At 68.1% G+C, this 21554-nt stretch carries 21 protein-coding genes; 1 reads left to right on the top strand and 20 read right to left on the bottom strand.

The window, feature by feature from the left end; genetic code table 11:
* Positions 1 to 10: 10 nt before the first annotated feature.
* The 7 genes from DXV50_RS03240 to lepA all read right to left on the bottom strand — a co-directional run bounded on the left by DXV50_RS03240 (position 11) and on the right by lepA (position 8600).
* Positions 11 to 1300, bottom strand: coding sequence for a MiaB/RimO family radical SAM methylthiotransferase (locus DXV50_RS03240; RefSeq protein WP_232817438.1), 1290 nt, complete (start codon positions 1298 to 1300; stop codon positions 11 to 13).
* A complete protein-coding gene (gene dnaJ, locus DXV50_RS03235; RefSeq protein WP_117204768.1) occupies positions 1297 to 2553 on the bottom strand; it encodes a molecular chaperone DnaJ in 1257 nt (418 codons plus the stop codon). The genes DXV50_RS03240 and dnaJ overlap by 4 nt, the downstream gene beginning before the upstream one ends.
* Positions 2554 to 2688: 135 nt before the next feature.
* Entirely contained in the window at positions 2689 to 3780 is a 1092-nt protein-coding gene (locus DXV50_RS03230) for a DnaJ domain-containing protein (RefSeq protein WP_117204767.1), read from the bottom strand.
* Between the two features lie 113 nt (positions 3781 to 3893).
* Complete coding sequence (locus DXV50_RS03225) at positions 3894 to 4364, bottom strand: deoxycytidylate deaminase (protein ID WP_117204766.1); 471 nt, start codon at positions 4362 to 4364, stop codon at positions 3894 to 3896.
* 69 nt (positions 4365 to 4433) lie between these two features.
* Entirely contained in the window at positions 4434 to 5696 is a 1263-nt protein-coding gene (locus DXV50_RS03220; protein WP_117204765.1) for a coproporphyrinogen-III oxidase family protein, read from the bottom strand.
* A complete protein-coding gene (gene dusB / locus DXV50_RS03215) occupies positions 5689 to 6789 on the bottom strand; it encodes a tRNA dihydrouridine synthase DusB (protein WP_117204764.1) in 1101 nt (366 codons plus the stop codon). Before dusB ends, DXV50_RS03220 begins: the two co-directional genes overlap by 8 nt.
* On the bottom strand, positions 6789 to 8600 hold the full coding sequence (gene lepA, locus DXV50_RS03210) for a translation elongation factor 4 (protein ID WP_117204763.1): 1812 nt from the start codon (positions 8598 to 8600) through the stop codon (positions 6789 to 6791). The genes dusB and lepA overlap by 1 nt, the downstream gene beginning before the upstream one ends.
* 107 nt (positions 8601 to 8707) lie before the next feature.
* On the opposite strand from lepA, the gene rpsT reads away from it, so the two are divergent.
* Positions 8708 to 8971, top strand: a complete 264-nt coding sequence (gene rpsT, locus DXV50_RS03205) for a 30S ribosomal protein S20 (protein ID WP_117204762.1) — start codon at positions 8708 to 8710, stop codon at positions 8969 to 8971.
* A gap of 126 nt (positions 8972 to 9097) precedes the next feature.
* Here the strand turns inward: rpsT and holA are convergent, their stop codons facing one another.
* From holA to pyrR, 13 genes are all read right to left on the bottom strand, one after another.
* Positions 9098 to 10063, bottom strand: coding sequence for a DNA polymerase III subunit delta (gene holA / locus DXV50_RS03200; protein ID WP_117204761.1), 966 nt, complete (start codon positions 10061 to 10063; stop codon positions 9098 to 9100).
* 62 nt (positions 10064 to 10125) lie between these two features.
* Positions 10126 to 12531, bottom strand: coding sequence for a ComEC/Rec2 family competence protein (locus tag DXV50_RS03195; protein WP_117204760.1), 2406 nt, complete (start codon positions 12529 to 12531; stop codon positions 10126 to 10128).
* Positions 12524 to 13180 carry a ComEA family DNA-binding protein gene (locus DXV50_RS03190; protein ID WP_117204759.1) on the bottom strand — a complete coding sequence of 219 codons (657 nt, stop codon included), beginning with the start codon at positions 13178 to 13180 and terminating at the stop codon, positions 12524 to 12526. Before DXV50_RS03190 ends, DXV50_RS03195 begins: the two co-directional genes overlap by 8 nt.
* Positions 13181 to 13495: 315 nt before the next feature.
* Complete coding sequence (gene thiI, locus DXV50_RS03185) at positions 13496 to 14767, bottom strand: tRNA uracil 4-sulfurtransferase ThiI (protein ID WP_117204758.1); 1272 nt, start codon at positions 14765 to 14767, stop codon at positions 13496 to 13498.
* 2 nt (positions 14768 to 14769) lie between these two features.
* Complete coding sequence (locus DXV50_RS03180; protein ID WP_117204757.1) at positions 14770 to 15054, bottom strand: DNA-directed RNA polymerase subunit omega; 285 nt, start codon at positions 15052 to 15054, stop codon at positions 14770 to 14772.
* A 1-nt stretch (position 15055) separates the two neighbouring features.
* Entirely contained in the window at positions 15056 to 15634 is a 579-nt protein-coding gene (gmk, locus tag DXV50_RS03175) for a guanylate kinase (protein ID WP_174233336.1), read from the bottom strand.
* 1 nt (position 15635) lies between these two features.
* Positions 15636 to 15944, bottom strand: coding sequence for an integration host factor, actinobacterial type (mihF, locus tag DXV50_RS03170; RefSeq protein WP_117204755.1), 309 nt, complete (start codon positions 15942 to 15944; stop codon positions 15636 to 15638).
* Positions 15945 to 16105: 161 nt separating this feature from the next.
* Positions 16106 to 16828, bottom strand: a complete 723-nt coding sequence (gene pyrF, locus DXV50_RS03165; RefSeq protein ID WP_174233334.1) for an orotidine-5'-phosphate decarboxylase — start codon at positions 16826 to 16828, stop codon at positions 16106 to 16108.
* Positions 16822 to 17751, bottom strand: coding sequence for a dihydroorotate dehydrogenase (locus DXV50_RS03160; RefSeq protein WP_232817437.1), 930 nt, complete (start codon positions 17749 to 17751; stop codon positions 16822 to 16824). The genes pyrF and DXV50_RS03160 overlap by 7 nt, the downstream gene beginning before the upstream one ends.
* Entirely contained in the window at positions 17751 to 18542 is a 792-nt protein-coding gene (locus DXV50_RS03155) for a dihydroorotate dehydrogenase electron transfer subunit (protein ID WP_117204754.1), read from the bottom strand. The genes DXV50_RS03160 and DXV50_RS03155 overlap by 1 nt, the downstream gene beginning before the upstream one ends.
* 9 nt (positions 18543 to 18551) lie before the next feature.
* Positions 18552 to 19853: a dihydroorotase gene (locus tag DXV50_RS03150; RefSeq protein WP_117204753.1), complete on the bottom strand. Its 1302-nt coding sequence runs from the start codon at positions 19851 to 19853 to the stop codon at positions 18552 to 18554.
* Complete coding sequence (locus DXV50_RS03145; RefSeq protein ID WP_117204752.1) at positions 19837 to 20772, bottom strand: aspartate carbamoyltransferase catalytic subunit; 936 nt, start codon at positions 20770 to 20772, stop codon at positions 19837 to 19839. The genes DXV50_RS03150 and DXV50_RS03145 overlap by 17 nt, the downstream gene beginning before the upstream one ends.
* Positions 20773 to 21345: a bifunctional pyr operon transcriptional regulator/uracil phosphoribosyltransferase PyrR gene (gene pyrR / locus DXV50_RS03140; RefSeq protein WP_117204751.1), complete on the bottom strand. Its 573-nt coding sequence runs from the start codon at positions 21343 to 21345 to the stop codon at positions 20773 to 20775. It lies immediately after the preceding gene.
* Between the last annotated feature and the right edge of the window lie 209 nt (positions 21346 to 21554).

The following is a 21554-nucleotide window of genomic DNA, read 5'->3' as shown; positions in this document are numbered from 1 at the left end:
GCGGCCCCGGTCACCTCGGGACGCCGACGAGCGTGCCGTCCGGCAGGACCTCGGAGAGCCTCACCGGCAGCAGCGTGTCGAGCGGCACCTCCTCGGGCACGCGCACGTCAAAGAGGCCGCCGGAGACGCCGCGGCCGGGGTACTGCACCACCACGAGGTCGTCCGTGCCCACGAGTGAGGCCGCCTCCTCGCGGCGCATCCGGCTCGCAAGGTCGCGCATCCGCGCCCCGCGGGCGGCCATGACATGGGGGTCGACCTGGTCGGGGAAGTCAGCGGCGGGCGTGCCGGGACGGCGGGAGTAGCGAAAGACGTGCATCTTGGCAAACCGCATCTCCTCGCAGAAGGCCAGGGAGTCCGCAAAGTCCTCGTCCGTCTCGCCCGGAAAGCCCACGATGAGGTCGGTGCCCAGGGCAAGGCGCGGCACGAGGGAGCGCGCCTCTTCCACCGCGCGCCGGAAGAGGTCGGTCCGGTAGACGCGCGCCATGCGGCGCAGGGTGCGGTCGGAGCCGGACTGCAGGCACACGTGCAGGAAGGGGGCGACGCGCTCCCCCGAACGCGCCATGGCATCGCAGAGCTCGGGCGTGACGTCGGGGGGCTCGATGGACGAGAGGCGCACGCGCTCCACGTCGGTCTTCTCCATGATGAGGTCAAGCAGCCCCGGCAGGCGCAGGTCGGGGGCACCGTCGCGCTCCCAGTGGTAGCTACCCAGGTTGATGCCCGTGAGCACGACCTCGTGGGCGCCCCTGGCCTGTGCGGCGCGGATGCCCGCGAGGACATCTTCGGGCGCGAGCGAGCGGCCGCGCCCGCGGGCCTTCCAGACGATGCAGTAGGTGCAGCGGTTGTCGCAGCCGTCCTGGATCTTGACGCCGGGGCGGGTGCGGCCCGTCGGCGTCGGCGCGGACACAAGGCCGCCCTCGTCGGTGACGGAGCCCGCGGCCAGGCCCAGGAGGTCGAGCACGCGTCCGGCCACCAGGGACTTGTTGGCCTCGACGACCACGTTGGGCGCAAGCTCCGAGAGCTCCGCCGAGAAGAGCGAGGCCACGCACCCGGTTGCCACCACGGCGGGAGCCTTGGGCATGCCGGCGGCGCGCCGGACGGCCTTCCTGGTCTTGGCCTCCGCCTCGCCCGTGACCGCGCAGGTGTTGACCACGATGGCGTCGGCCTCGGCCTCGTCCACCAGCACGGCGCCGGCCGCCTCGAGCTCGGAGGCCATGAGGTCTAGCTCCACGCGGTTCACGCGGCAGCCGAGGTTGAGCAGGCAGACGCCGGGACGCCCGCTCGCGGGGGCGCCAGGCGTCACTTGCGCTTCCCCTTGCCCTTGAACGGGTTCCTGGGCGCGTGCCACTTGTCGGACGAGAAGTGCTCGGCGACCTCCTCCTCGATCTCCTCCTTGAGCTTGGAGCCGACGCCGGGCTCCTTGGCCGCGCCCTCGGGGCCCTCCTCGGCCTCGGCGGCGCCGTCGCCCTCGTCCGACATGGTGCGCTCGGCCACGATGGAGGCGACCTCGAGCAGCTGCTTCTTGGTGAGGTCGCTGGGCGTCCTCACCTGGACGACGGCCACGAGGTTGCCGCGGGCGATCATGCCGACGCGCGGCATGCCGCGGCGCTCGACGATGATCTGCTGGCCGAACTGGCAGCCGGCCGGGACCTCGACGGTCACGCGCTCGCCCTCCAGGATGCCGTCCATGTGGACCGTGGTGCCCAGGATGGCCTCGAGTGCGTCCACCTCGACGGTGCAGTAGAGGTCGTCGCCCTGACGCTCAAAGCGCTCGTCCGGGAGAATCTCGACGGAGACGACGAGGTTGCCGGAGGCGTCTCCCCTCATGCCGGCCTCGCCCTTGCCCTCGACGGTGAGCGTCTGGCCGGAGTGGATGCCGGCCGGCACCTGGACCTCGACCTTCTCGCGGGAAGGGGTGCGGCCCTGGCCCTCGCAGGTCTCGCAGGGCTTGTCCACGACCTTGCCGCTGCCGTGGCAGACGGGGCAGGTGGACTGGGACTGCATCTGGCCGAAGATGGTGCGCTGGACCTCGACCACGCGACCGGAGCCGTGGCAGCGGTCGCAGGTCTTGGCGTGGCCGCCCTCGGCGACGCCGGTGCCGCCGCAGTCGTCGCAGGGCGCGAGGCGCTCGTAGGAGACGGTCTTCTTGCAGCCGGCGGCCGCCTCGGCAAGGGTGATCCTCAGATGGATGCCCATGTCGCGGCCGCGCGTGCGGGCCTGGGCGCCGCCGCGACCCTGGCCGCCGAAGAAGGAGTCGAAGATGTCGCCGAAGCCAAAGCCACCGCCGCCGAAGATGTCGGAGACGTCAACGTAGTCGGAGCCAAAGCCGGCGGGGCCGTTGGGGTCTCCGTAGCGGTCGTAGTTGGCGCGCTTCTGGTCGTCGGAAAGGACCGTATAGGCCTCGTTGACCTCCTTGAAGCGCTCCTCGGCGTCCGGGGCGTCCGAGACGTCCGGGTGAAGCTTGCGGGCAAGCTTCAGGAAAGCGCGCTTGATGGTCTTTGCGTCCGCGTCGTGGTCGACGCCGAGCACCTCGTAGTAGTCCTTCTTCGGTTCCAATCTGACCTATCTCCCACAAAAGCCAAGAAACGTTCAGTTACCCAACACCTGATACCCAAAAAGTCGGGGGCCGATGGCCCCCGACGAAGGTTTGCGCAGAGGAAATCTTATCAGCTGGCGGCCCGGCGCGCGCGGCTAGAAGCCACGTCCCATGTACCCGACCCGACCGAGTCCGGCCGTGCACGAGAACATCAGCGTGACGAACAGCGCGATGGTGAAGCCCTGGCTCGCGCCGTTGCCCAGCGCCATGCCCGCGTTTCTCCACCAGCGGCGGCTCAGCTTGACACCGCCGCGCACGACCATGACCAGGCCGGCCACCACAAGTGCGGCGATGAACAGCGAGAAGGACCCGAGCGAGCGCGTGAGCAGGCCAAAGACCACGAAGGGCACGGCAAAGCCGATGAGGGCGAAGCCGTTGGCCTGCGAGGGGGTGAGGCGCTCCTCCGGCACGCAGACGCGGCAGACGAAGTCACCCGCGGCCTCGCCGTTGGTGCCGGCGTTGCCCATTCCGGGCACGCGGACCTCGTCGCCGTCATGAGACCCGGCAGGGATGTCCACGACGACCTCGGAGGCGGTGAGGGTGCGCCCGGTGCCGCCGCAGACGTCGCAGGGGTCCGCCACCACCCGGCCCGTTCCCTCGCACTCGGGGCACTCCATCTCCATGACGCCGATGCCGAAGATAGAGCCGAGGTCCACGGAGATGCGGCCCCGACCGCCGCAGGTGGGGCAGGTCTCGGAGTGCTCGGCCTCGACCGAGCCCGTGCCGTGGCAGTGGTCGCAGGCGGCATAGCGCTGGTAGGTGACGCCGCGCCGCATGCCGGTCGCGGCCTTCTCCGCACCGACAGTGACGTCGATGACGACGTCGGCTCCCTGACGGGGCCGATAGGCCCTGGACTGCCTGCGCGTGGAGGCGCCGAAGGGGCCCCAGGCATAGGGGCCGCCGGTAAAGGGGTCGCCATAGCCGCCGCGCGGGGCCTGGCCGGAGTAGCCGCCGGCGAAGGGCACTCCGGAGCGCATGGCGTCGTAGCGGCGGCGCTTCTCGTCGTCGGAGAGGACGGCGTAGGCCTCGGAGACCTCCTTGAAGCGCTCCTCCGCGTCGGGCTCCTTGTTGACGTCGGGGTGAAGCTTCCTGGCCTTCTGCTGGAAGGCCTTGCGGATCTCCTCCGTGGAGGCGTCCTTGGACACGCCGAGAATGGCGTAGTAGTCCTTGTCGTTCATGGATGCCATGTGGCTGGTCCCTTTGTCCGGGGTGGGATGAGGGCCGGCGGGGGCGGGCCCGCCGGCGCATGGTTGGAATTATATCCGCGGCGCGTCCGGTCTAAACACGCCGGGCGGCAGGTCTACTCGGCCACGACCACCTGGCGGTAGGAGATGCCGCAGCGGTCCAGGATAGAGCGGGACACCACGCCGTCCTCGGTGTCGTGGTACTTGTCGTCGAGGTAGACCACCTCGCCTATGCCCGCCTGCACGAGGGTCTTGGCGCACTCGTGGCAGGGGAAGAGCGTGACGTAGACCGTGGCGCCCGCCATGTCCTTGAGCGACCCGCGGTAGTTGAGGATGGCGTTGGCCTCGGCGTGGATGACGTAGTTGTGCTTGTCGGTCAGCGGGTCTCCCGTGGACTCCCAGGGAAACTCGTCGTCGTCGAGACCGGCCGGGGTGCCGTTGTAGCCAACCGAGAGGATGCGGTGGTGCGTGTCGGCGATGCAGGCGCCGACCTGAGTGTTGGGGTCCTTGCTGCGCAGCTTGGCCGCAATGGCCACCCGCATGAAGAACTCGTCCCAACTGATGACGTCGTCGCGCTTTCCCGGCATTGCCTCTCCCCTCCTGGGTCCCGTCTGGTCAGTGGCTAGGATGCCACAAGAGCGCCGGAGAGGACCGCCTCAGGCGCCGCAATCCACAGATGCGACCTCGCCAGGGGCGAGGTCCCAGAGCCGCTCGTAGAGCTCGTTGCCCAGAAGCCAGCCGGACTCCGTGGGGGCAAGGCGGCCGTCACGCTCCGACAGCAGGCCGTCCGCGAGGAGCCCCTCCAGGCAGGCGTCGAGTGCGCCCGCCGAAAGCACCTCCCGCGCGTGGCCAAGAAGCCCGGGGTCCAGCCCCTCGACGAGGCGAGCACCAAGCATGAGGTCCTCGGCGACCGCCTGCGCCTCGCCGAGGAACTCAAGCGAGAAGGGCTGGCCCGCAAGCGAGGGGGCCTGTGCGAGGCGCCCTCTTTCCGACGTCATGGTCAGGCGCACCCGAGCCGTGCCGCAGGGAGGCTCCGGCAGCTGCCGCGCCAGTCCCCGAAGCCTCGAGTAACCATTGAGGGTGAGCATGCTTGAGGCTTGGGTGCCTAGCCCGAGGTAGGGTCTACCTGTCCAATAGGCCTTGTTGTGACGACACGCTTTACCAGGCATTGCATAGCTTGCGACCTCATAGCGGCGGTAGCCGTAACCCTCAAGCAGAACTTGAGCCTGTTGCATCCTGGCCGCCTGAACCTCGTCGGAGTTCCACGCGCAGGGGTCATGGGCGTACCGACGGTCAAGCGCCGTCCCCTCCTCGATCATGAGGGGGTACACGCTCACGTGGCCGACGCCAAGCGCGGCCGCCTGCCGCAGCGTCCGCCCCCATGAGGCGTCCGTCTGGCATGGCGTGGCGCACATGAGGTCACAGGAGACGTCCAGGCCCGAGGCCACCGCGGCAGCCACGCGCTCCTTGGCGCACGCCGCGTCATGGAGGCGGCCAAGCTCGGCCAGCTCGGCGTCCTCCAGGCTCTGGACGCCAACGGACAGCCGCGTGGCCCCGGCGCGAGCAAGGCCCTCGAGAAGGGAGTCGGTCAGGGAGTCGGGGTTGGCCTCGCAGGTGAGCTCGGAGACGCCCAGTGCGGCCACGCGGGAGACGAGGGGGGCCAGCCCCTCGCCCAGAAGGCTTGGCGTGCCTCCGCCCACGTAGGCGGTGTCGGCGTCCTGGAGAAGCCCCAGGCCCTCGGCCTCGTCGATCTGAACGGAGAGGGCATGAGCATAGGCGGCCATGAGCGGGTCTTGCGCCCGCGTGTCCCAGGAGGCAAAGTCGCAGTAGGCGCACTTGCGGGCGCAGAAGGGCACGTGCAGGTAGAGGGCCTGGGCCGAAGACGTCCTCAGGCGGCCGTCCCAGCCCCGCTCACTCATGAGCCGCGTCCTTTGAGGCGTCGGCCTCAGCCATGGCCCGACGAAGCTCGGCCGTCACGCCGAGGAACTCCTCAAGCGTGGAGCACTCGTTTGCCCGCCCGCGCCAGTAGGCGGCCTCGGGCATACCCCGCAGGTACCAGGTGGCAAGGCTGCGCCCGCGCTTGAGGTGGGCTCCCGTGGCGGCGAGGAGGCGCATGTGACACTCGAAGGCGTCGACGCGCCTCACCAGGCTCACGGGCTCGGGCTCATGGCCAGACAGGAGTGCCCTGGCCTGCGAGAAGACCCACGGGTTGCCATAGCTTCCCCGCGCGACCATGACTGCCGTGGCCCCGGTCTCGGTGAGCATGCGGGCCGCCTCGCGGGCGTCTCTCACGTCTCCGGAACCAATGACCGGCACGTCAACGGCCTCGACGACCCTGCGCACCACGTCCCAGTCCGCCTCGCCATGGTAGAACTGCGTGGCATAGCGGCCATGCACGGCCACGGCCTGCGCGCCGGCGTCTGCCATGCGGCGGGCGAACTCCGGCGCGACCTCGGCGCCGTCGCGCCGGCCGCGGCGGATCTTTACCGTCACGGGCACGTCGACGGCGCCCGCGCAGGCCGCCACCAGGGAAGCCGCAAGCTCGGGCGTCTCCATGAGCGCCGCGCCCTCGCCCTTCTTGGTGACCTTGGGCACGGGGCAGGCCATGTTGATGTCGATGAGGACGAGCCTCTCGCCCAGGCGCTCGGCCACGCCGGCCGCGGCCTCGGCAAAGAGCTCGGGCTTGGTGCCAAAGAGCTGGACGGCGAGGTCGGGCTCCCCGGGAGCCACGTCAACGAGCTCCCAGGTCTTCTCGCCGCCGTAGTGCAGGCCAGCGCACGAGACCATCTCGGAGTAGGCGAGGTCTGCCCCGCCGGCCCGGGCCATCATGCGGTACGCCGAGTCCGTCACGCCGGCCATGGGCGCCATGAGCAGCGGATGCTCGGCAAGTCTCTGGGCAAGCGGGAGGCCCGCACTGCCGCCCGCAAAGGGCGCAAGCTCCCCGCAAAGGCCGACGCCCGGGCCAAGGGCGGCCAGGACGTCGGCTGGGGACTGCGTCTGCGTGGGCGCCATCACTCGTCGTCCACCTTGAGCACGGCGAGAAACGCCTCCTGCGGCACCTCCACGCTGCCGATCTGCTTCATGCGCTTCTTGCCCTCCTTCTGCTTCTCGAGCAGCTTGCGCTTGCGCGAGATGTCTCCGCCGTAGCACTTGGCGAGGACGTCCTTGCGGCGGGCGCGGACGGTGGAACGGCTGATGATCTTGTTGCCGATGGCGCCCTGGATGGGCACCTCGAAGAGCTGCTGGGGAATGATCTCCTTCAGCTTGTCGCACAGGCCGCGGGCCAGCGAGTAGGCCTTGTCCTTGTGGACGATGAACGAGAGCGCGTCCACCTCGTCGCCGGCAAGCAGGATGTCCAGCTTGACGAGCTCGGAGGCACGGTACTCGTTGAACTCGTAGTCGAGGGAGGCGTATCCCTTGGTGCGGCTCTTGAGCTGGTCGAAGAAGTCAAGGATGAGCTCGGCCAGCGGGATGTCGAAGTGCATCTCCACGGACTTCTCCGTGAGGTAGACCATGTCCTGGGTGATGCCGCGGTGCTCGATGGCAAGCTGCATGACGGCGCCCGTGTACTCGGGCGGAACGATGATCTTGGCCTTGAGGTAGGGCTCCTCGATGTGGTCGATGCGCGTGACGTCCGGCAGGTCCTGGGGGCTCCTGACCTCCATCATGGTGCCGTCGGTCTTGTAGACGTGGTAGTCCACCGAGGGGCTCGTGGCAATGAGCGAGAGGTTGAACTCGCGCTCGAGTCGCTCCTTGACGACCTCCATGTGGAGAAGCCCGAGGAAGCCCACGCGGAAGCCAAAGCCCAGAGCCACGGAGGTCTCGGGCTCCCAGGTGAGGGACGGGTCGTTGACGTGAAGCTTGTCCAGGGCGTCGCGGAGGTTCTCGTAGTCCTTGTTGTCCACGGGGAAGAGGCCCGTGAAGACCATGGGCTTGGCCTCGCGATAGCCCGGCAGGGGCTCTGCCGTGGGGCGCTCGGCCAGGGTGAGGGTGTCTCCCACGCGCACCGCGTCGGGGTCCTTGAGGCCCGTGACCACGTAGCCGACCTCACCCACGCCCAGCTCGCCGACGGGCTGCTCGGCAGGGCGCTTGACGCCTACGCCGTCAACAAGGAAGTCGATGCCGGACTGCATCATGAGCAGCGTCTGGCCCTTGCAGATGGAGCCGTCAAAGACGCGCACCGTGGCGACGACGCCTCGGTACTCGTCAAAGTAGGAGTCCAGGATGAGGGCCTTGAGCGGCGCGTCCGCGTCACCCTTGGGGGGCGAGACCAGGAAGACGATGGCCTCCAGAAGGTCATGGATGCCCTCGCCCGTCTTGCCGGAGACGCACACGGCGTCGTCTGCCGGGATGGCAAGGTCCTCCTCGATCTCCTCCTTGACCTCGTCGGGGTGGGCGCTCGGAAGGTCAATCTTGTTGATGGCCGGGACGATGTCCAGGTTGGCGTTCATGGCCAGGTTGGCGTTGGAGACCGTCTGGGCCTCCACGCCCTGGGTGGCGTCCACGACAAGGACCGCGCCCTCGCACGCGGCCAGGGACCTCGAGACTTCGTAGGTGAAGTCGACGTGTCCCGGGGTGTCGATGAGGTTGAACTGGTAGGTCTGGCCGTCATCGGCGTCATACATCACCCTCACGGCGTTCGACTTGATCGTGATGCCGCGCTCGCGCTCGATGTCCATGGTGTCCAGGAGCTGGGACTCCATGTCCCTCTCCTGCACCGTATGGGTGAGCTCGAGGATGCGGTCAGAGATGGTCGACTTGCCGTGGTCGATGTGCGCAACAATCGAGAAGTTGCGGATATGTGAGGTATCGTTAGTAGACATAAGGTGAATGATAGCGAACTCCGAGTCTTCATGCTATACTCGCGAAGTTGACCTCGCCGTGTCTCAGCACAGAGGCCTCAGATATTAGAAACCGAAAGGAACTGCACGTGGCTAACATCAAGTCTCAGAAGAAGCGCATCATCACCGCTGAGAAGGCGCGTCAGCGCAACAAGGCTGTCCGCTCCGAGCTCAAGACCGCCATCAAGGCCGTCCGCGCCGCCGTTGAGGCCAATGACGTCGAGGCCGCCCAGGCCGCTGCCAACAAGGCTGGCCGTCTGCTCGACAAGGCTGCCTCCAAGGGCATCATCCACAAGAACCAGGCTGCCCAGCGCAAGTCCGGCGCCCAGAAGCTCGTCAACTCCATCAAGTAGCTTCTGCCACAAAGTGGCTTCTTGGGACCCCGACCTCGGTCGAGGTCCTTTTTTGTGCTCAAACGGTTTGCGCCCAGGCGAGAAGACCGGCCAGACGGACGGGGCGGGCATCCGGCAAAGCCGTGCCTAGCGGACGCCGCAGATGTGCGCCACGAGGACGGCCATGGTGGCATCGGCGTCGGCACCGGTCTTGAGGGCGCGGTCGGCACGGGCGCACTCCACCAGAAGGCCCTCGAGCTCCCCCTCCGCAAAGCGGCCGGCGTTCCTGGCGTGGCCGCGCACCTGCCAGTCGGCCTTGCCCAACGCAGCCGCGATGCCGCGGGCGTCCCCCCGCGCCATGAGGGCCCTGGCGCAGATGAGCTCGCGGATGCGGCCCGTCACCAGGCTCAGGAGGCCGATGGCGGAGTTGCCGCGCAGCAGGGCGAGAAGCTCGAAGGAGCGGCGCGCGTCCCTCTCCGCAATGCGGTCGAGGAACTCCCAGGGCTTGACCTCGGCCGTCCTGGCGACGTTCTGCTCGACGAAGGCGCGGGTGAGCTGTCCCCGCCCGCCCAAGAGCGCCGAGAGGGCGGAGAGCTGGTTGTCGAGCATCGTGGTGGACTCGCCGACGCGGCTCACGAGCTCGGACGCGGCGTCGGCGTCAATCCCGACGCCATGGGCCGCCGCGAGCTTCTGCACGTAGGGCGTGAGGTCACGCCGCTTGGGGGCGCCGCACTCGATGACGGACCGGGGACCGACCTTTGCCGCGGCCTTGTAGAGGCGCGTCGACTTGGCGAGGGTCTCCGCCACAAGCAGGAGCGTGCAGCTCTCGTTTGGGGCCTTGAGGTACTCGATGATGGCCTCCGAGACGGGCTTTGGGAGCTTTCCGGCGTTCTCGATGATGACGACGCGGAGGTCTCCCCCCATGGGCAGCGTGTTGAGGGACGAGAGCACCCCCACGGGCTCCATGTCCGCGGAGGCGACGAGCTCCTCAAGGTTGAAGTCGGCAAAGGAGCCCTCCACGTGGGCACGCAGCCTCGTCACCGTCTGCTTCCTCTTGAGCTCGTCCGGACCAACCACCAGGTAGGCCGGAAGAAGCCTTGTCGCACCCGCCATGCTCGCTCCCTTCGCTTCGAATACCCAACTTTGCCACAAACGGCGCATCCGCGCACGCCGGGTCAGGCGGCCGCGCGGGCGGTGGTGACGCGCGGTCCCAACTCCCCTGGCTCCACGGTCACGTCACCGACGTCCATCGTGCAGAGGAAGGCGGACCCGGCCTTCTCCAGGACGTCCACGCACTCCTGCCGAGGGTGACCGTACCGGTTGTTGGCGCCCGCGCTCGCAATGGAGACCTCAGGGCTTAGGGCCATGGCCTCGGCCTCGCCAAGAGAGACGGCGGACCCGTGGTGCCCGACCTTGAGAAAGTCGATGTCCCCGACGTCCCCGCGTCCCAGCTCGGCTGCGAGCTCGTCCTTCTCGCCGTCGCCGGTGAGGAGACCGGAGAGGCTGCGCGGGCCGTCCTCGAACGAGAGGGCCAGCTGCACCGAGTCCGCATTCTGGGACCCGTCCGTGGGCCCGACCGGAGAGACCACCCTGAGCGAGAAGCGCCCGACACGCAGAACGTCACCGTGGGACACCTCTGACACGGAGCCCGGGGCAAGCGCCGAGAGCTCGCCTTTGACCTCGTCGGTCAGCGAGCCGGAGACGCCCTGCCCGAACAGGACCTCTCCTCCGGAAAGCATAGGGCCAAGCGCGGAGAGGCCTCCGTAGTGGTCGTCGTGAAGGTGCGTGACCAGGACGGCGTCGAGGTGGAGGACGCCGTTTCTTGCAAGGGCCGCCTCCACGGCATCGCCGGGCCCCGCGTCCACCAGGATCGCGTTACCCCCGTCCTGCACCAGGATGGCGTCGCCCTGCCCCACGTCAAGGACGCAGACGCGCGGCGGCGCAAGCCAGCGCAGGCGGAGGAGAACGGCCCCCGCCAGGGCAAGCGCAACGAGCGTCCCGCCCGCAAGCAGGCGGCCGCTGGGCCTGGGCCACGCAACGAGAAGGACCGCAGACAGAAGAACGGTGACCAGGAGGGCCAGCCCAAGGTCCACCGACACGGGGACGCTCGCAAGGCCCAGAGAAGAGAGCCAGGAGACCCCCGCGAGGATGGGTTGGGCCACCGCCCCGGCAAGGCGCGCAAGGTAATCGGCCGCAACGGGGGCCGGGCTTGCGACCCCCACGGCAAGCCCCAGGGGCATGAGGATGCCCAGGACGGGAGCGGCGAGGAGGTTTGCCAGCGGCGCCACCAGTGAGACGCTCCCAAACGACGAGGCGCCGATCGCGAACGTTGACGCCTGGCAGACCACGCATACGGCCAGGGCATCCAGTGCGCCGCGGCCGACACGCCCGAACCTTCCAAGCGCCTGCCCAAGAGGCCGCGGCACGCCCCGACCGGCAGCCCCGGCGCCCATGGAGCCCAGCGCCAAAGCGGCCTCGCCCAGGGCAAAACGCGCGTATGGGCAGAAGAGCCCGATGCCAACGACGCTCGAGACCGAGAGGAGAAAGCCCAGCTGCCCCGAGAGGTTGGGATCAAGGAGCGCCATGGCCAGCCCAACCAGGCTTGCCGAAGAGAGCTGGTGGCCCCTCCTGCCGGAAAGGGCGACCGCCTGGGAGACGCACGCCATGGCCCAGGCCCTAACGGCCGAGACAGGCAGGCCGCAGAGCAGCACGAACCCACCCGTCACAAGGATCGACGCCACGGAGCGCACCCGGACCCCAAGGCAAAGCCCCTCGAGAACGGCGGATACGCACGAGGCGACGAGCGCCAGGTGGGAGCCGGACACGGCCGCCAGATGCGATATTCCCGCCCGCGAGAACTCCTCGGAGAGACCTCGCGCCCTCATGGGTGGCGCATACCCGCACACGCAGGCGGCCAGAAGCGCCCCAGAGTCAGACTCCCCGGGCCGCAGCACGTCAAGGGCGGCCCACCTGATGCGCCTGGCCAGAAGCGCCAGCCCCTCCGGCTCGTCACGTTCGGTCGCGAGCACCACCCGAACGGACCCGGACAGGCCCTGCGCGGCCGAGCTTCTGCCCCACTCGTCGTCAGCGTTGGGCGAGAACCTCCCGACACAGCGTATCCGGTCTCCCATGAGCAGCTCGTCCGGGGAGGTGAGCCAGACGTAGCCAGAGCACGCCTCGCCTTCCGCACGCGCGCGGCCCCGCCAGGTGCCCGTCGTAGTGGGCGACATGTCGCCGACGAGCTCGAACCTCCACCCTGAGACGGAAGACGACGCAAGCGCCTCCGAGACGCACGCCACCGACGCCCGGCAGGACAGGCCCGCGAGGGCCGCCGCCACGCACGCCGCCCCAAGCACAGGCGCGAGCGCGCGCAGTCCGCCCTCGCCCCTCTGTGCGGACGAGGAAGCGGCCCGCGCGAGCAACCCCGCAAGGAGAAGGACGACTCCAAGCGCCAATGGACCCCAGGTCACGACCCCCGTCATAGTCAGGCGCTCCACCGCGAGAACGACCAGCAGCGCCGGCAGGGCAAGCGGGACCGCGGGACGGCTGGGAAACTCCCTCCGAACGCGCCCCTCAGACACAGATCTGCCCCTTGAGCTTGTCGAACTTCTTCTGCCCTATGCCAGAGACCCGCATGAGGTCCTCGACCGACGAGAAGGGGCCGTGGGCCTCGCGGTCCTCCACGATGGCCCGCGCCGTAGCCTCGCCGACGCCCGAGAGCGCCTGGAGCTGGTCTGCCGTGGCAAGGTTGATGTTCACGAGCGAGCCTGCGCCCGTCTGCGAGGCGGTGCCTCCCCCTGGCGCAGCGGCGGCCGCGCCCTCCTCCGCCCGCGCCGGGACGAGCACCTTCTGCCCGTCGGCAAGCCCAGCCGCAAGGTTCATCTGGCTCGTGTCGGCCTCGGGCAGAAGGCCTCCCGCCGCCTCCACGGCGTCGTTCACGCGCAGGTCAGGACCCGCGAGCTCGTAGACCCCCGGCGAGGCCACGCAGCCGTCGACGTGAACGACGAGGACGGGAGCCACCGTCTCGGCGGCCTCTCCTCCCTCCGAGGCGTCCGCCTCCTGGCCGGCCGCCGCCTCTACCCCGTCGGAGCGCTCTATGGTCACCCCGCCGCCCCGCCCGAGCGTCAGAAGCACTCCCGCAAGGCAGATGACGACCAGAGCCGTCATCAGCGCCGGGACCCTACCCGCCAGAAGCCTTCTTGCAAGGCCTCCCTTTGCAGCCCTCTGCATGCGACCACCCCCTGGCACAACTCTGGGGCAAGGTCAGCGGCAGGGAGGCCCCGGTCGGCAAAGTCCCCTTTCGGCAGGCTTTCCGCAAGCTGACGGCATGCTTGCGGCCATTCGCGTTTCCGCATAAAGGCAAGGTCGAAATCAACTGGTACATACCAGAAAGTCATCACCGATTCGCCCGCAGTGAACGCCGCTCGCAGGCTCAATCGCACCTCTCGCCGAGCAACGTCAAAGCCCCATGCGCCAAAGGTGCAAGCGGCACCAAAAAGCCCCTTCCCAAAGGGAAGGGGCCATTCAACACAACGGGTGCCAGGGCTACTCGCCCTCGGGCCTCTCCACGTCCGAGAGCTCCGGCTCGATGGGAGCCAGCTCCGAGTGGTGGGCGCGAAGCCTACCCTTGGGTGCATGGTAGCTGGGGCACTGCGAGTAGTCGCGGTATTCCATGTGCTCCACGAGATCCGCGACCATGGCCTCGTGGTCAAAGCTCTCCCAGGCCTCGTGGATGTCACGCATGCGGGCGTGGGTCTCCGGGCGGCGCGGCATGAAGAGCGTGCAGCAGTCCGGGGCCGTCTGGCTGGAGATCTCGTACGTGCCGATCTGCTGCGAGCGGCGGATGATCTCCTGCTTGTCGGAGCCGATGAGCGGACGAAGGACGGGCATGGTGACGGCCTCGTTGACGGCGGTGATGTTCTCCAGCGTCTGGGAGGCAACCTGTCCCAGGGACTCACCGGTCACGATGGCCTTGGCGCCCTCGAGCTGCGCGATACGCTCGGCCACCTGGAACATGACGCGACGGTACATGAGGATGCGCAGGCTCTGCGGCACCGCAAGGGAGATCTCGCGCTGCCTGTCGCCAAAGGGCACCACGTAGAGGCGCCCGACGACGCCGGAGGGCGCCAGGGCGTCAACGATGTCCTGGCAGAGCCACTCGCTCGTGTCGGAGGTCTGCGGACGCCCCGAGAAGTGCACCGGGATGCACGTGGCGCCGCGACGGCCGACCATCCAGGTGGCGACCGGCGAGTCGAAGCCGCTGGAGAGCAGCGTCACGACCTTGCCAGCAGTGCCCACGGGAAGGCCGCCCACGCCCGGCGCGGAGGCCGCGTAGACGTAGGTGGAGCCCTGGACCACGTGGACGACCACGGTGACGTCCGGGTTGTGCACGTCGACCTTCTTCTGGGGGAAGGCCTCGCACAGCACCGAGCCCACGAGCTGGTTCATCTCCAGCGTGTGGACCGGATAGGTGGTGGAGGAGCGCCTGGCATGCACCTTGAAGGTGGAGAAGTCCCCCGCCTCGGAGAGCGCCTGGACGGCGGCCGCCTTGTACTCGTCCTCGTCAAGCCCGCACTTGTAGGCAAGGCTCACGCGAGCGACGCCGGGCACCTGGCGGATGGCCGCGGCCATGGCGTCGGTGGCGCGGTGGTCGGCGGCCTCCACGACGATGTAGCCGGAGATGCGGCCAATGTTGGCCACGTCGAACGGCTTGAGCGCACGGTGAAGGTTGGTCACGAGCTGGTTCTCAAAGGTCGCGCGGTTCTTGCCCTTGAGGCCGATCTCGTGGTAGTGGACCAGGCAAAGTCTCTGGGTCATGGCTACATCGAGATGGTGTTGGCGCCCTTGATGTCCTCGTCGAAGTCCTCCTTGACGAAGCTCAGGGTGCCATCCTTGATCTCCTCCATGGCAATGGAGACGGTGTCCTTGCCGGAGACCATGGTGGTGATGTCATCGAAGTCCTGGATGGCAGCCACGCGCAGGTGCTGGCCGCGAATCATGTTGTTGATGTCGCAGGCGCGCTTGGAGGCGAGGGAGCACAGCAGGAACGGGTTCTGCTCGGTCTTCTCGAGCAGGCCGTCAATCTGGGGCTTGGTAACAGACATCTTAGAAGGGACCTCCGTCAGTCTCGTACGTATCGATCACATGGGCCAGCTCAGCCACGGCGCGGTCGAGGTCGTCATTGACGATCCGGACGTCGTAGGAGTCCGCGTAGCCCAACTCCTTGGTGGCGTTGGCAAGGCGCATCTGGATGGACGCCTCGTCCTCGGTGCCACGGCCCCGAAGCCTCCTCTCGAGCTCCTCCGCTGAGGGGGGCTCGATGAAGACGAGAACCGCGTCGGGGTGAACGCGGCGGACGTTAATGCCGCCCTGCACGTCGATCTCAAGAACGACGGAGCGACCCTGGTCCATGAGGCGCTGTGCCTCGGCGCGCAGCGTCCCGTAGCGGTGCCCGTGCACGTGGGCCCACTCCAGGAACTCGCCGGCCGCCACGCGGCGGTCGAACTCGTCCTCGGTGAGGAAGTAGTAGGAGGTGCCCTCTACCTCGCCCTCCCTGGGTGCCCTCGTAGTGGCCGAGACCGTCAGGCCCAGGCCCGGCTCCTGCTCGCGCAGACGCGCGACCAGGGTACCCTTGCCCACACCTGACGGCCCCGAGACCACGAAGAGGCGAGCTCTTCTGGCCAACTTACTTGGAGAGCTGCTCGATGAGCTGCTCGCGCTGACGGGCGCCGAGGCCCTTGACGCGACGGGTGGCGGAGATGCCGAGCTCGTCCATGATCTTGGCGGCCTTGGCCTTGCCATAGCCGGGGAGGGACTCGATGAGCGTGGAGACCTTCATGCGGCAGGCGATGGGGTCGTCGGAGTCGAGGACCTCCTCCAGGGTGACCTTGCCGCTCTTGATCTTCTCGCGCAGCTCAGCGCGCTCGTGACGGGCCTGGGCAGCCTTCTCGAGGGCGGCCTTGCGCTGCTCGTCGGTAAGCTGGGGTAGAGCCATGGTTCCTCCAAACATCGAAAACACTTGATTGCCGCTGACCTGCGGAAACACACTCGGTCGGCTTTGCACTGTGATAGTTTGCCCATTTAGCTGCGGCAATGCAAGCACTATTTTCAAAAACCGCAGCTAAACGGTCTGTTTTGTGCAAAAAGCTGAAGCCCCTAGGCCATGAGCTCCTCGCAGATGGCGTCAAAGGCGGCCACCGGATCGTCGGCGGCGGTGATGGGGCGGCCGACGACGAGCTTGGAGGAGCCGGCCTGGATGGCGGCCGCGGGCGTGGCGATGCGCTTCTGGTCCCCCACCGCGGAGCCCGCCGGGCGCACGCCCGGGGTGACGATGAGCGCGTCGGGGCCAAGCAGCTCGCGCATCTGGGCGGCCTCCTGCGGGGAGCACACGATGCCGTCGGCGCCAGCGCCATAGGAAAGGCTGGCGAGACGCGCCACCTCCTCGGCGATGGGGGACGTGACGCCAATCTCTGCCAGGGCGTCCTGGTCCATGCTCGTCAGGACCGAGATGGCGACAAGGCGGCAGCGCTCGCGGCCGCACTTCTCGGCGGCCTCCTCGGCACCCTTGCGGGCGGCGGAGACCATGGCGGAGGAGCCCAGGCCGTGGATGGAGATGATGTCGGCTCCCGTCATGGCGGCGGAGCGCACGGCGCCCTGGACCTGGAACGGGATGTCGTGGACCTTGAGGTCCAGGAAGACCCTGAGGCCGCGCTCGCGCATGGCCTCCACGATGGCGGGGCCCTCGGCGTAGAAGAGAGTCATGCCGACCTTGACCCAGGTGGCCTTGCCGGCGAGCATGTCCGCAAGCTCGAAGGCGCGCTCGCGGCTGCAGTCCAGTGCGATGATGACCTTGTCGGAGGCTTGCTCATACGTCAGCATTCTGCGGCTCCAATCAGCTCGTTGATGTCGGATACTCCCTGCTCGACGGCCCAGCCGGCCAGTCCGTCCACGATCTTGCTAGCGGCGCAGGGGTCGTAGAAGTTGGCGGTGCCCACAGTGACGGAAGTCGCGCCAGCCAAGATCATCTCGGCCGCGTCCTCCCAGGTGGCGACGCCACCCATGCCGTTGATGGGGATCTTCACGGCATTGGCGGCCTCCCAGACCATGCGCACGGCGATGGCGTGGATGGCGGGGCCGGAGACGCCGCCGGTGGGCTTGGAGAGCATGCTCCTGCGCGTGTGGACGTTGAGGTGCATGCCGTTGATGGTGTTGATGAGGCACAGGGCGTCTGCGCCCGCCGCCTCGCACGCGCGGGCGATCTCGGGCACGCGCACCGGGGCCATCTTTACCAAGAGGGGCCTGTGCACGCGGTCGCGCACCGCCTCGACGACCTCGGAGGCGGACTCCGGGGTGCCGCCCACAAGGGCGCCCCCGCGTGCGATATTGGGGCAGGAGATGTTGAGCTCGATGCCGGAACACCACGGCGCAAGCTCCTCGATCTTCTCGACGGCGGCGATGTACTCCTCGTGGGAGTGGCCGGCAGCCTGCAAGATCACGCGGCAGCCGCGGCCCTCGAGCTCGCGAAGATAGTCGCCGCAGGCGTCGAGCATGCCGCCGACGCCGGGGTTGGCGAGGCCGACGGTGTTCATCATGCCGGAGGGCACCTCGCACATGCGGGGCTCGGGGTTGCCGAGCCAGGGCTCGGCGGAGCACCCCTTCGTCGTGATGGCGCCGAGACGCGACACGTCGAAGAAGCCCTCGAACTGCCAGCCGAAGCCGAACGTGCCCGACGCGGTGTTGACGGGGTTTTGCATCTTCACGCCGCCGAGGTCGACGGCCATGTTCACGCAGCTCTTCGCCATTACCACGCCACCTCCTCGGCGTCGAAGACGGGGCCGTTCATGCAGCACGACTTGTAGGTGCCGTCGGCCATGAGCACGTTGCAGGTGTTGCACGCGCCGAACCCGCACGACATCATGCGCTCCATGGAGACCTGGCACTTGATGCCCGCCTCACGGCAAATCGCGGCGATGCCGCGCATCATGACCTGCGGACCGCAGGTGTAGACCGTGTCGTAGTCTCCTTGCGAGAGCAGCTCACGCAGGGCGTCGGTGGTAAAGCCCTTGATGCCGAAGGACCCGTCGTCGGTCGTGGCAAGCGCAAGGCCTGCGCCGAGCTCGCCCAGGCGCTCGACGCCCCAGAGCTTGGAGGCGGTCTGCGCGCCGAGAACGCCGTCGAAGGCGACGCCCTTCTTTGCGAGGAGGCCGGCCGCGGCGACGGCCGGGGGCGCGCCCACGCCGCCGCCGACGACGACGGAGCGGCCCTGCCCCTTGCGGACGACCCAGCCGTTGCCGGAGGGCCCGAGGACGGAGGAGGACTCGCCCGCCGCCATCCTGGTGAGCGCGCGGGTGGCGTCGCCGACGACCGCGTAGATGACCTCTACGGTGCCTGACTCCGCGTCCGCGGAGGCGAACGAGAGGGGCACGCGCAGGATCTGCTTGGCGCCGGGGACGAGGAAGTTCATGAACTGGCCGGGCTCGAGGGAGCCGGCGAGCTCCGGCGCGCTGAAGACCATGCGCCAGATACCGTCACCGACCGCCTCGTTCTCGAGCACCGTGTAGGCGTGCTCTCGCACCCTGGACATGAGGGTCATCTTTGTCCCCTAGTGCCGCGGCGTGACGACGCCGTCGGTGAGCGTGCGCTTGCCGGAGACGAAGACGTCGGTGGCGACGCCGGTAAGCGTCTGGCCAAGCCAGGCGGAGTTCTTGGAGCGGCTCTGCATCCACTCGGGGGTCACGGTGACGGACTTGGCCGGGTCGATGAGGGTGAGGTCGGCGGCGGAGCCGGCCTTGACGCTGACGGGGTCAAGGCGCAGCAGGCGGCGCGGGTTGACGGCCATGACCTCGACGAGGCGCGCCCAGCTCATCTTGCCGCTGGCCACGAGGTTCTGCAGCATGAGCGGAAGCGAGGTCTCGAGGCCCACGATGCCGAAGAAGGAGATCTCCCACTCGCAGTCCTTCTCGTGCGGGGCGTGCGGCGCGTGGTCGGTGACCACGCAGTCGATGGAGCCATCGAGAAGGCCCTCGCGAAGCGCGGCCGCGTCGTCGGCGGTGCGCAGGGGCGGGTTCATCTTGAGGTTGGTGTCATAGGCGTCGGTGATGTCGTCCTCGCAGAGGAAGAGGTGGTGCGGGGTGACCTCGCAGGTGACGGGCAGGCCGTCGGCCTTGGCGGCGCGCACCAGGTCAAGCCCCTTGCGAGTGGAGATGTGGCAGATGTGCAGCGGGCACTTGGTGAGGCGGACGAGCTCGATGTCGCGGTAGATCTCGAGCTCCTCGGCCAGCGCCGGCCAGCCGAACATGCCCAGACGCGTGGAGGCGCGGCCCTCGTTGATGACGCCGTGGCCGGAGAGGGACTCGATCTCGCAGTGGGCGAGCGCGACGCGGTCGAACTGGGCGATGTACTCCATGCAGGTGCGCATCATGCCGGCGCTCTGGACGCCGTGGCCGTCGTCGGAGAAGGCGGCGGCGCCCTCGATGACCATGTCGCCGATCTCGGCGAGGGACTCGCCCTTCTCGCCGCGGGTCATGGCGCCGATGGGGCGGACGTGGCACAGGCCGGCGGCGTGGGCGCGGTCGATCTGGTAGCGGATCTCGGCACCGGTGTCGGTGACCGGGTCGGTGTTGGGCATGGTGGCCACGTCGGTGAAGCCGCCGTGGACCGCGGCCGCGGAGCCGGTCTCGATGGTCTCCTTGTACTCGAAGCCCGGGTCACGGAAGTGGACGTGCATGTCCACCAGGCCGGGAACGAGGTACTTGCCGGCGGCATCGATGACCTCGGCGTCGGCGGGAGCCTCGAGGTCCTTGCCGACGCATGCAATCTTCTCGCCGTCGATGAGGACGTCGAGGACGTCGTCGATGCCCTCCTGCGGGTCTACGACGCGGGCGCCCCTAAGCAGAAATGCCATTGTTCTCTCCTCCCAGCAGCAGGTACATCTCGGCCATGCGGGTGAGCACGCCGGCGTTGACCTGGGTCAGAATCCTGGAGCGGGCGCAGTCGGCGACGTCCGCGTTGATCTCCATGCCTCGGTTCATGGGACCGGGGTGGCAGATGATGGCCTCCGGGCGCATCTTGTTGACGCGGGCCATGTCCAGGCCCCAGAGGCGGTTGTACTCGCGGCGGGACGGGATGGACGCGCCCTCCATGCGCTCGAGCTGGACGCGCAGCATGTAGACGATGTCGACCTCGGGGATGACGGAGTCGAAGTCGGCGGTCTGCGGCACGCCGTAGTAGTCAGGGTCGTCGACCTGGAAGGTCGGGGGGCCGACGAGGGTGACGTCGGCGCCGACGGTCTTCAAGGCCGGCACCAGGGAGCCGCAGACGCGGCTGTGGGAGAGGTCGCCCACGATGGCGACCTTCAGGCCGTCCAGGTGGCCGAAGTTCTTGCGCATGGTGTAGAGGTCCAGCATGGCCTGGGTGGGGTGCTGGTGCTTGCCGTCGCCGGCGTTGATGACGATGGCGTCGGTGTGCTCGGTAATCTTCTGCGGCGTGCCGGCGAGCTTGGCGCGGCAGATGAACATGTCGACGTTCATGGCGTCGATGGTCTGGATGGTGTCGGCCAAGGACTCGCCCTTGACCACCGAGGAGGTGGAGCCGCCCATGGAGAGGCTGTCCGCGGACAGGCGCTTCTCGGCGAGCTCGAAGGAGCTCTTGGTGCGGGTGGAGGGCTCCAGGAAGAGGTTCACGATGGTGCGGCCGCGCAGGGCGGGAACCTTCTTGATGGCGCGGCTGTTGACGTCCTCGAACGCGCGGGCCGTGTCGAGGATCTGGTAGATGTCATCCTCGGTGAGGCTCGTCGTGTCGATCAAGTGCTTGACGGAAAGCATTTAGTTGGCACCTCCATCAACGCCTACGGTCGGCTTGGTCCAGATCTCGACCGAGGTGGTGTCGTCGTTGGGACGGATGTTGACGCGCACGTCCTCCTCGTGGGAGGAGGGCACGTTCTTGCCCACGTAGTCGGCGCGGATGGGAAGCTCCCTGTGGCCGCGGTCGACCATGACGGCAAGCTGGACGGTCTTGGGGCGGCCGTAGTCGATGAGGGCGTCGAGCGCGGAGCGGACGGTGCGGCCCGTGTAGAGGACGTCGTCGACGAGGATGACGTCGCGGCTGTCGATGGAGAACGGGATGTTGGTCCCGTGCAGCACCGGGGCGATCATGCGGGTGACGTCGTCGCGGTAGAAGCTGATGTCGAGCGACCCCACCGGCGGACGAACGCCCTCGATCTTCTCGATCTCGTCTGCCAGCAGCGGGGCCAGAACGGCTCCCCTGCTCTCGATGCCGACGATGCCGATCTTCTCGGCCCCCTCGTTGCGCTCGATGATCTCATGGGCAATGCGGGTGAGGGCGCGCGCCATCGCCTGCTCGTCCATGATCTGGGCCTTGAGCTTGGCCTGTTCCATGGGACTCCTTCCTTACAAAAAAGATGCCCTGACCGTCAGGCGGCACAGGACACCCAGTAGGAAGGCTATAAGTGACCCCGGAAGGGGTTGTCTCACCTTGCTGGTCTCACAGTACCGCTTAAAGGTTCTTGCATACTGTACGCCTGAGTCGGGCGGCGGGCAAGGCAAAAATCGAGCGGCACGGAAATGACGGCGGGCGGCGCAAGGAG

The sequence above is a fragment of the Paratractidigestivibacter faecalis genome (assembly GCF_003416765.1).
Taxonomy (GTDB): Bacteria; Actinomycetota; Coriobacteriia; order Coriobacteriales; family Atopobiaceae; genus Paratractidigestivibacter; species Paratractidigestivibacter faecalis.
This window is presented reverse-complemented; position numbering and strand designations above follow the sequence as displayed.

Coding starts and splice junctions, on each gene's coding strand:
- DXV50_RS03230 (WP_117204767.1), bottom strand. CDS start 3,780: ATGGCATCCATGAACGACAAGGACTACTACGCCATTCTCGGCGTGTCC.
- DXV50_RS03225 (WP_117204766.1), bottom strand. CDS start 4,364: ATGCCGGGAAAGCGCGACGACGTCATCAGTTGGGACGAGTTCTTCATG.
- DXV50_RS03220 (WP_117204765.1), bottom strand. CDS start 5,696: ATGAGTGAGCGGGGCTGGGACGGCCGCCTGAGGACGTCTTCGGCCCAG.
- dusB (WP_117204764.1), bottom strand. CDS start 6,789: ATGGCGCCCACGCAGACGCAGTCCCCAGCCGACGTCCTGGCCGCCCTT.
- lepA (WP_117204763.1), bottom strand. CDS start 8,600: ATGTCTACTAACGATACCTCACATATCCGCAACTTCTCGATTGTTGCG.
- holA (WP_117204761.1), bottom strand. CDS start 10,063: ATGGCGGGTGCGACAAGGCTTCTTCCGGCCTACCTGGTGGTTGGTCCG.
- DXV50_RS03190 (WP_117204759.1), bottom strand. CDS start 13,180: ATGCAGAGGGCTGCAAAGGGAGGCCTTGCAAGAAGGCTTCTGGCGGGT.
- thiI (WP_117204758.1), bottom strand. CDS start 14,767: ATGACCCAGAGACTTTGCCTGGTCCACTACCACGAGATCGGCCTCAAG.
- DXV50_RS03180 (WP_117204757.1), bottom strand. CDS start 15,054: ATGTCTGTTACCAAGCCCCAGATTGACGGCCTGCTCGAGAAGACCGAG.
- mihF (WP_117204755.1), bottom strand. CDS start 15,944: ATGGCTCTACCCCAGCTTACCGACGAGCAGCGCAAGGCCGCCCTCGAG.
- pyrF (WP_174233334.1), bottom strand. CDS start 16,828: ATGCTGACGTATGAGCAAGCCTCCGACAAGGTCATCATCGCACTGGAC.
- DXV50_RS03160 (WP_232817437.1), bottom strand. CDS start 17,751: ATGGCGAAGAGCTGCGTGAACATGGCCGTCGACCTCGGCGGCGTGAAG.
- DXV50_RS03155 (WP_117204754.1), bottom strand. CDS start 18,542: ATGACCCTCATGTCCAGGGTGCGAGAGCACGCCTACACGGTGCTCGAG.
- DXV50_RS03150 (WP_117204753.1), bottom strand. CDS start 19,853: ATGGCATTTCTGCTTAGGGGCGCCCGCGTCGTAGACCCGCAGGAGGGC.
- DXV50_RS03145 (WP_117204752.1), bottom strand. CDS start 20,772: ATGCTTTCCGTCAAGCACTTGATCGACACGACGAGCCTCACCGAGGAT.
- pyrR (WP_117204751.1), bottom strand. CDS start 21,345: ATGGAACAGGCCAAGCTCAAGGCCCAGATCATGGACGAGCAGGCGATG.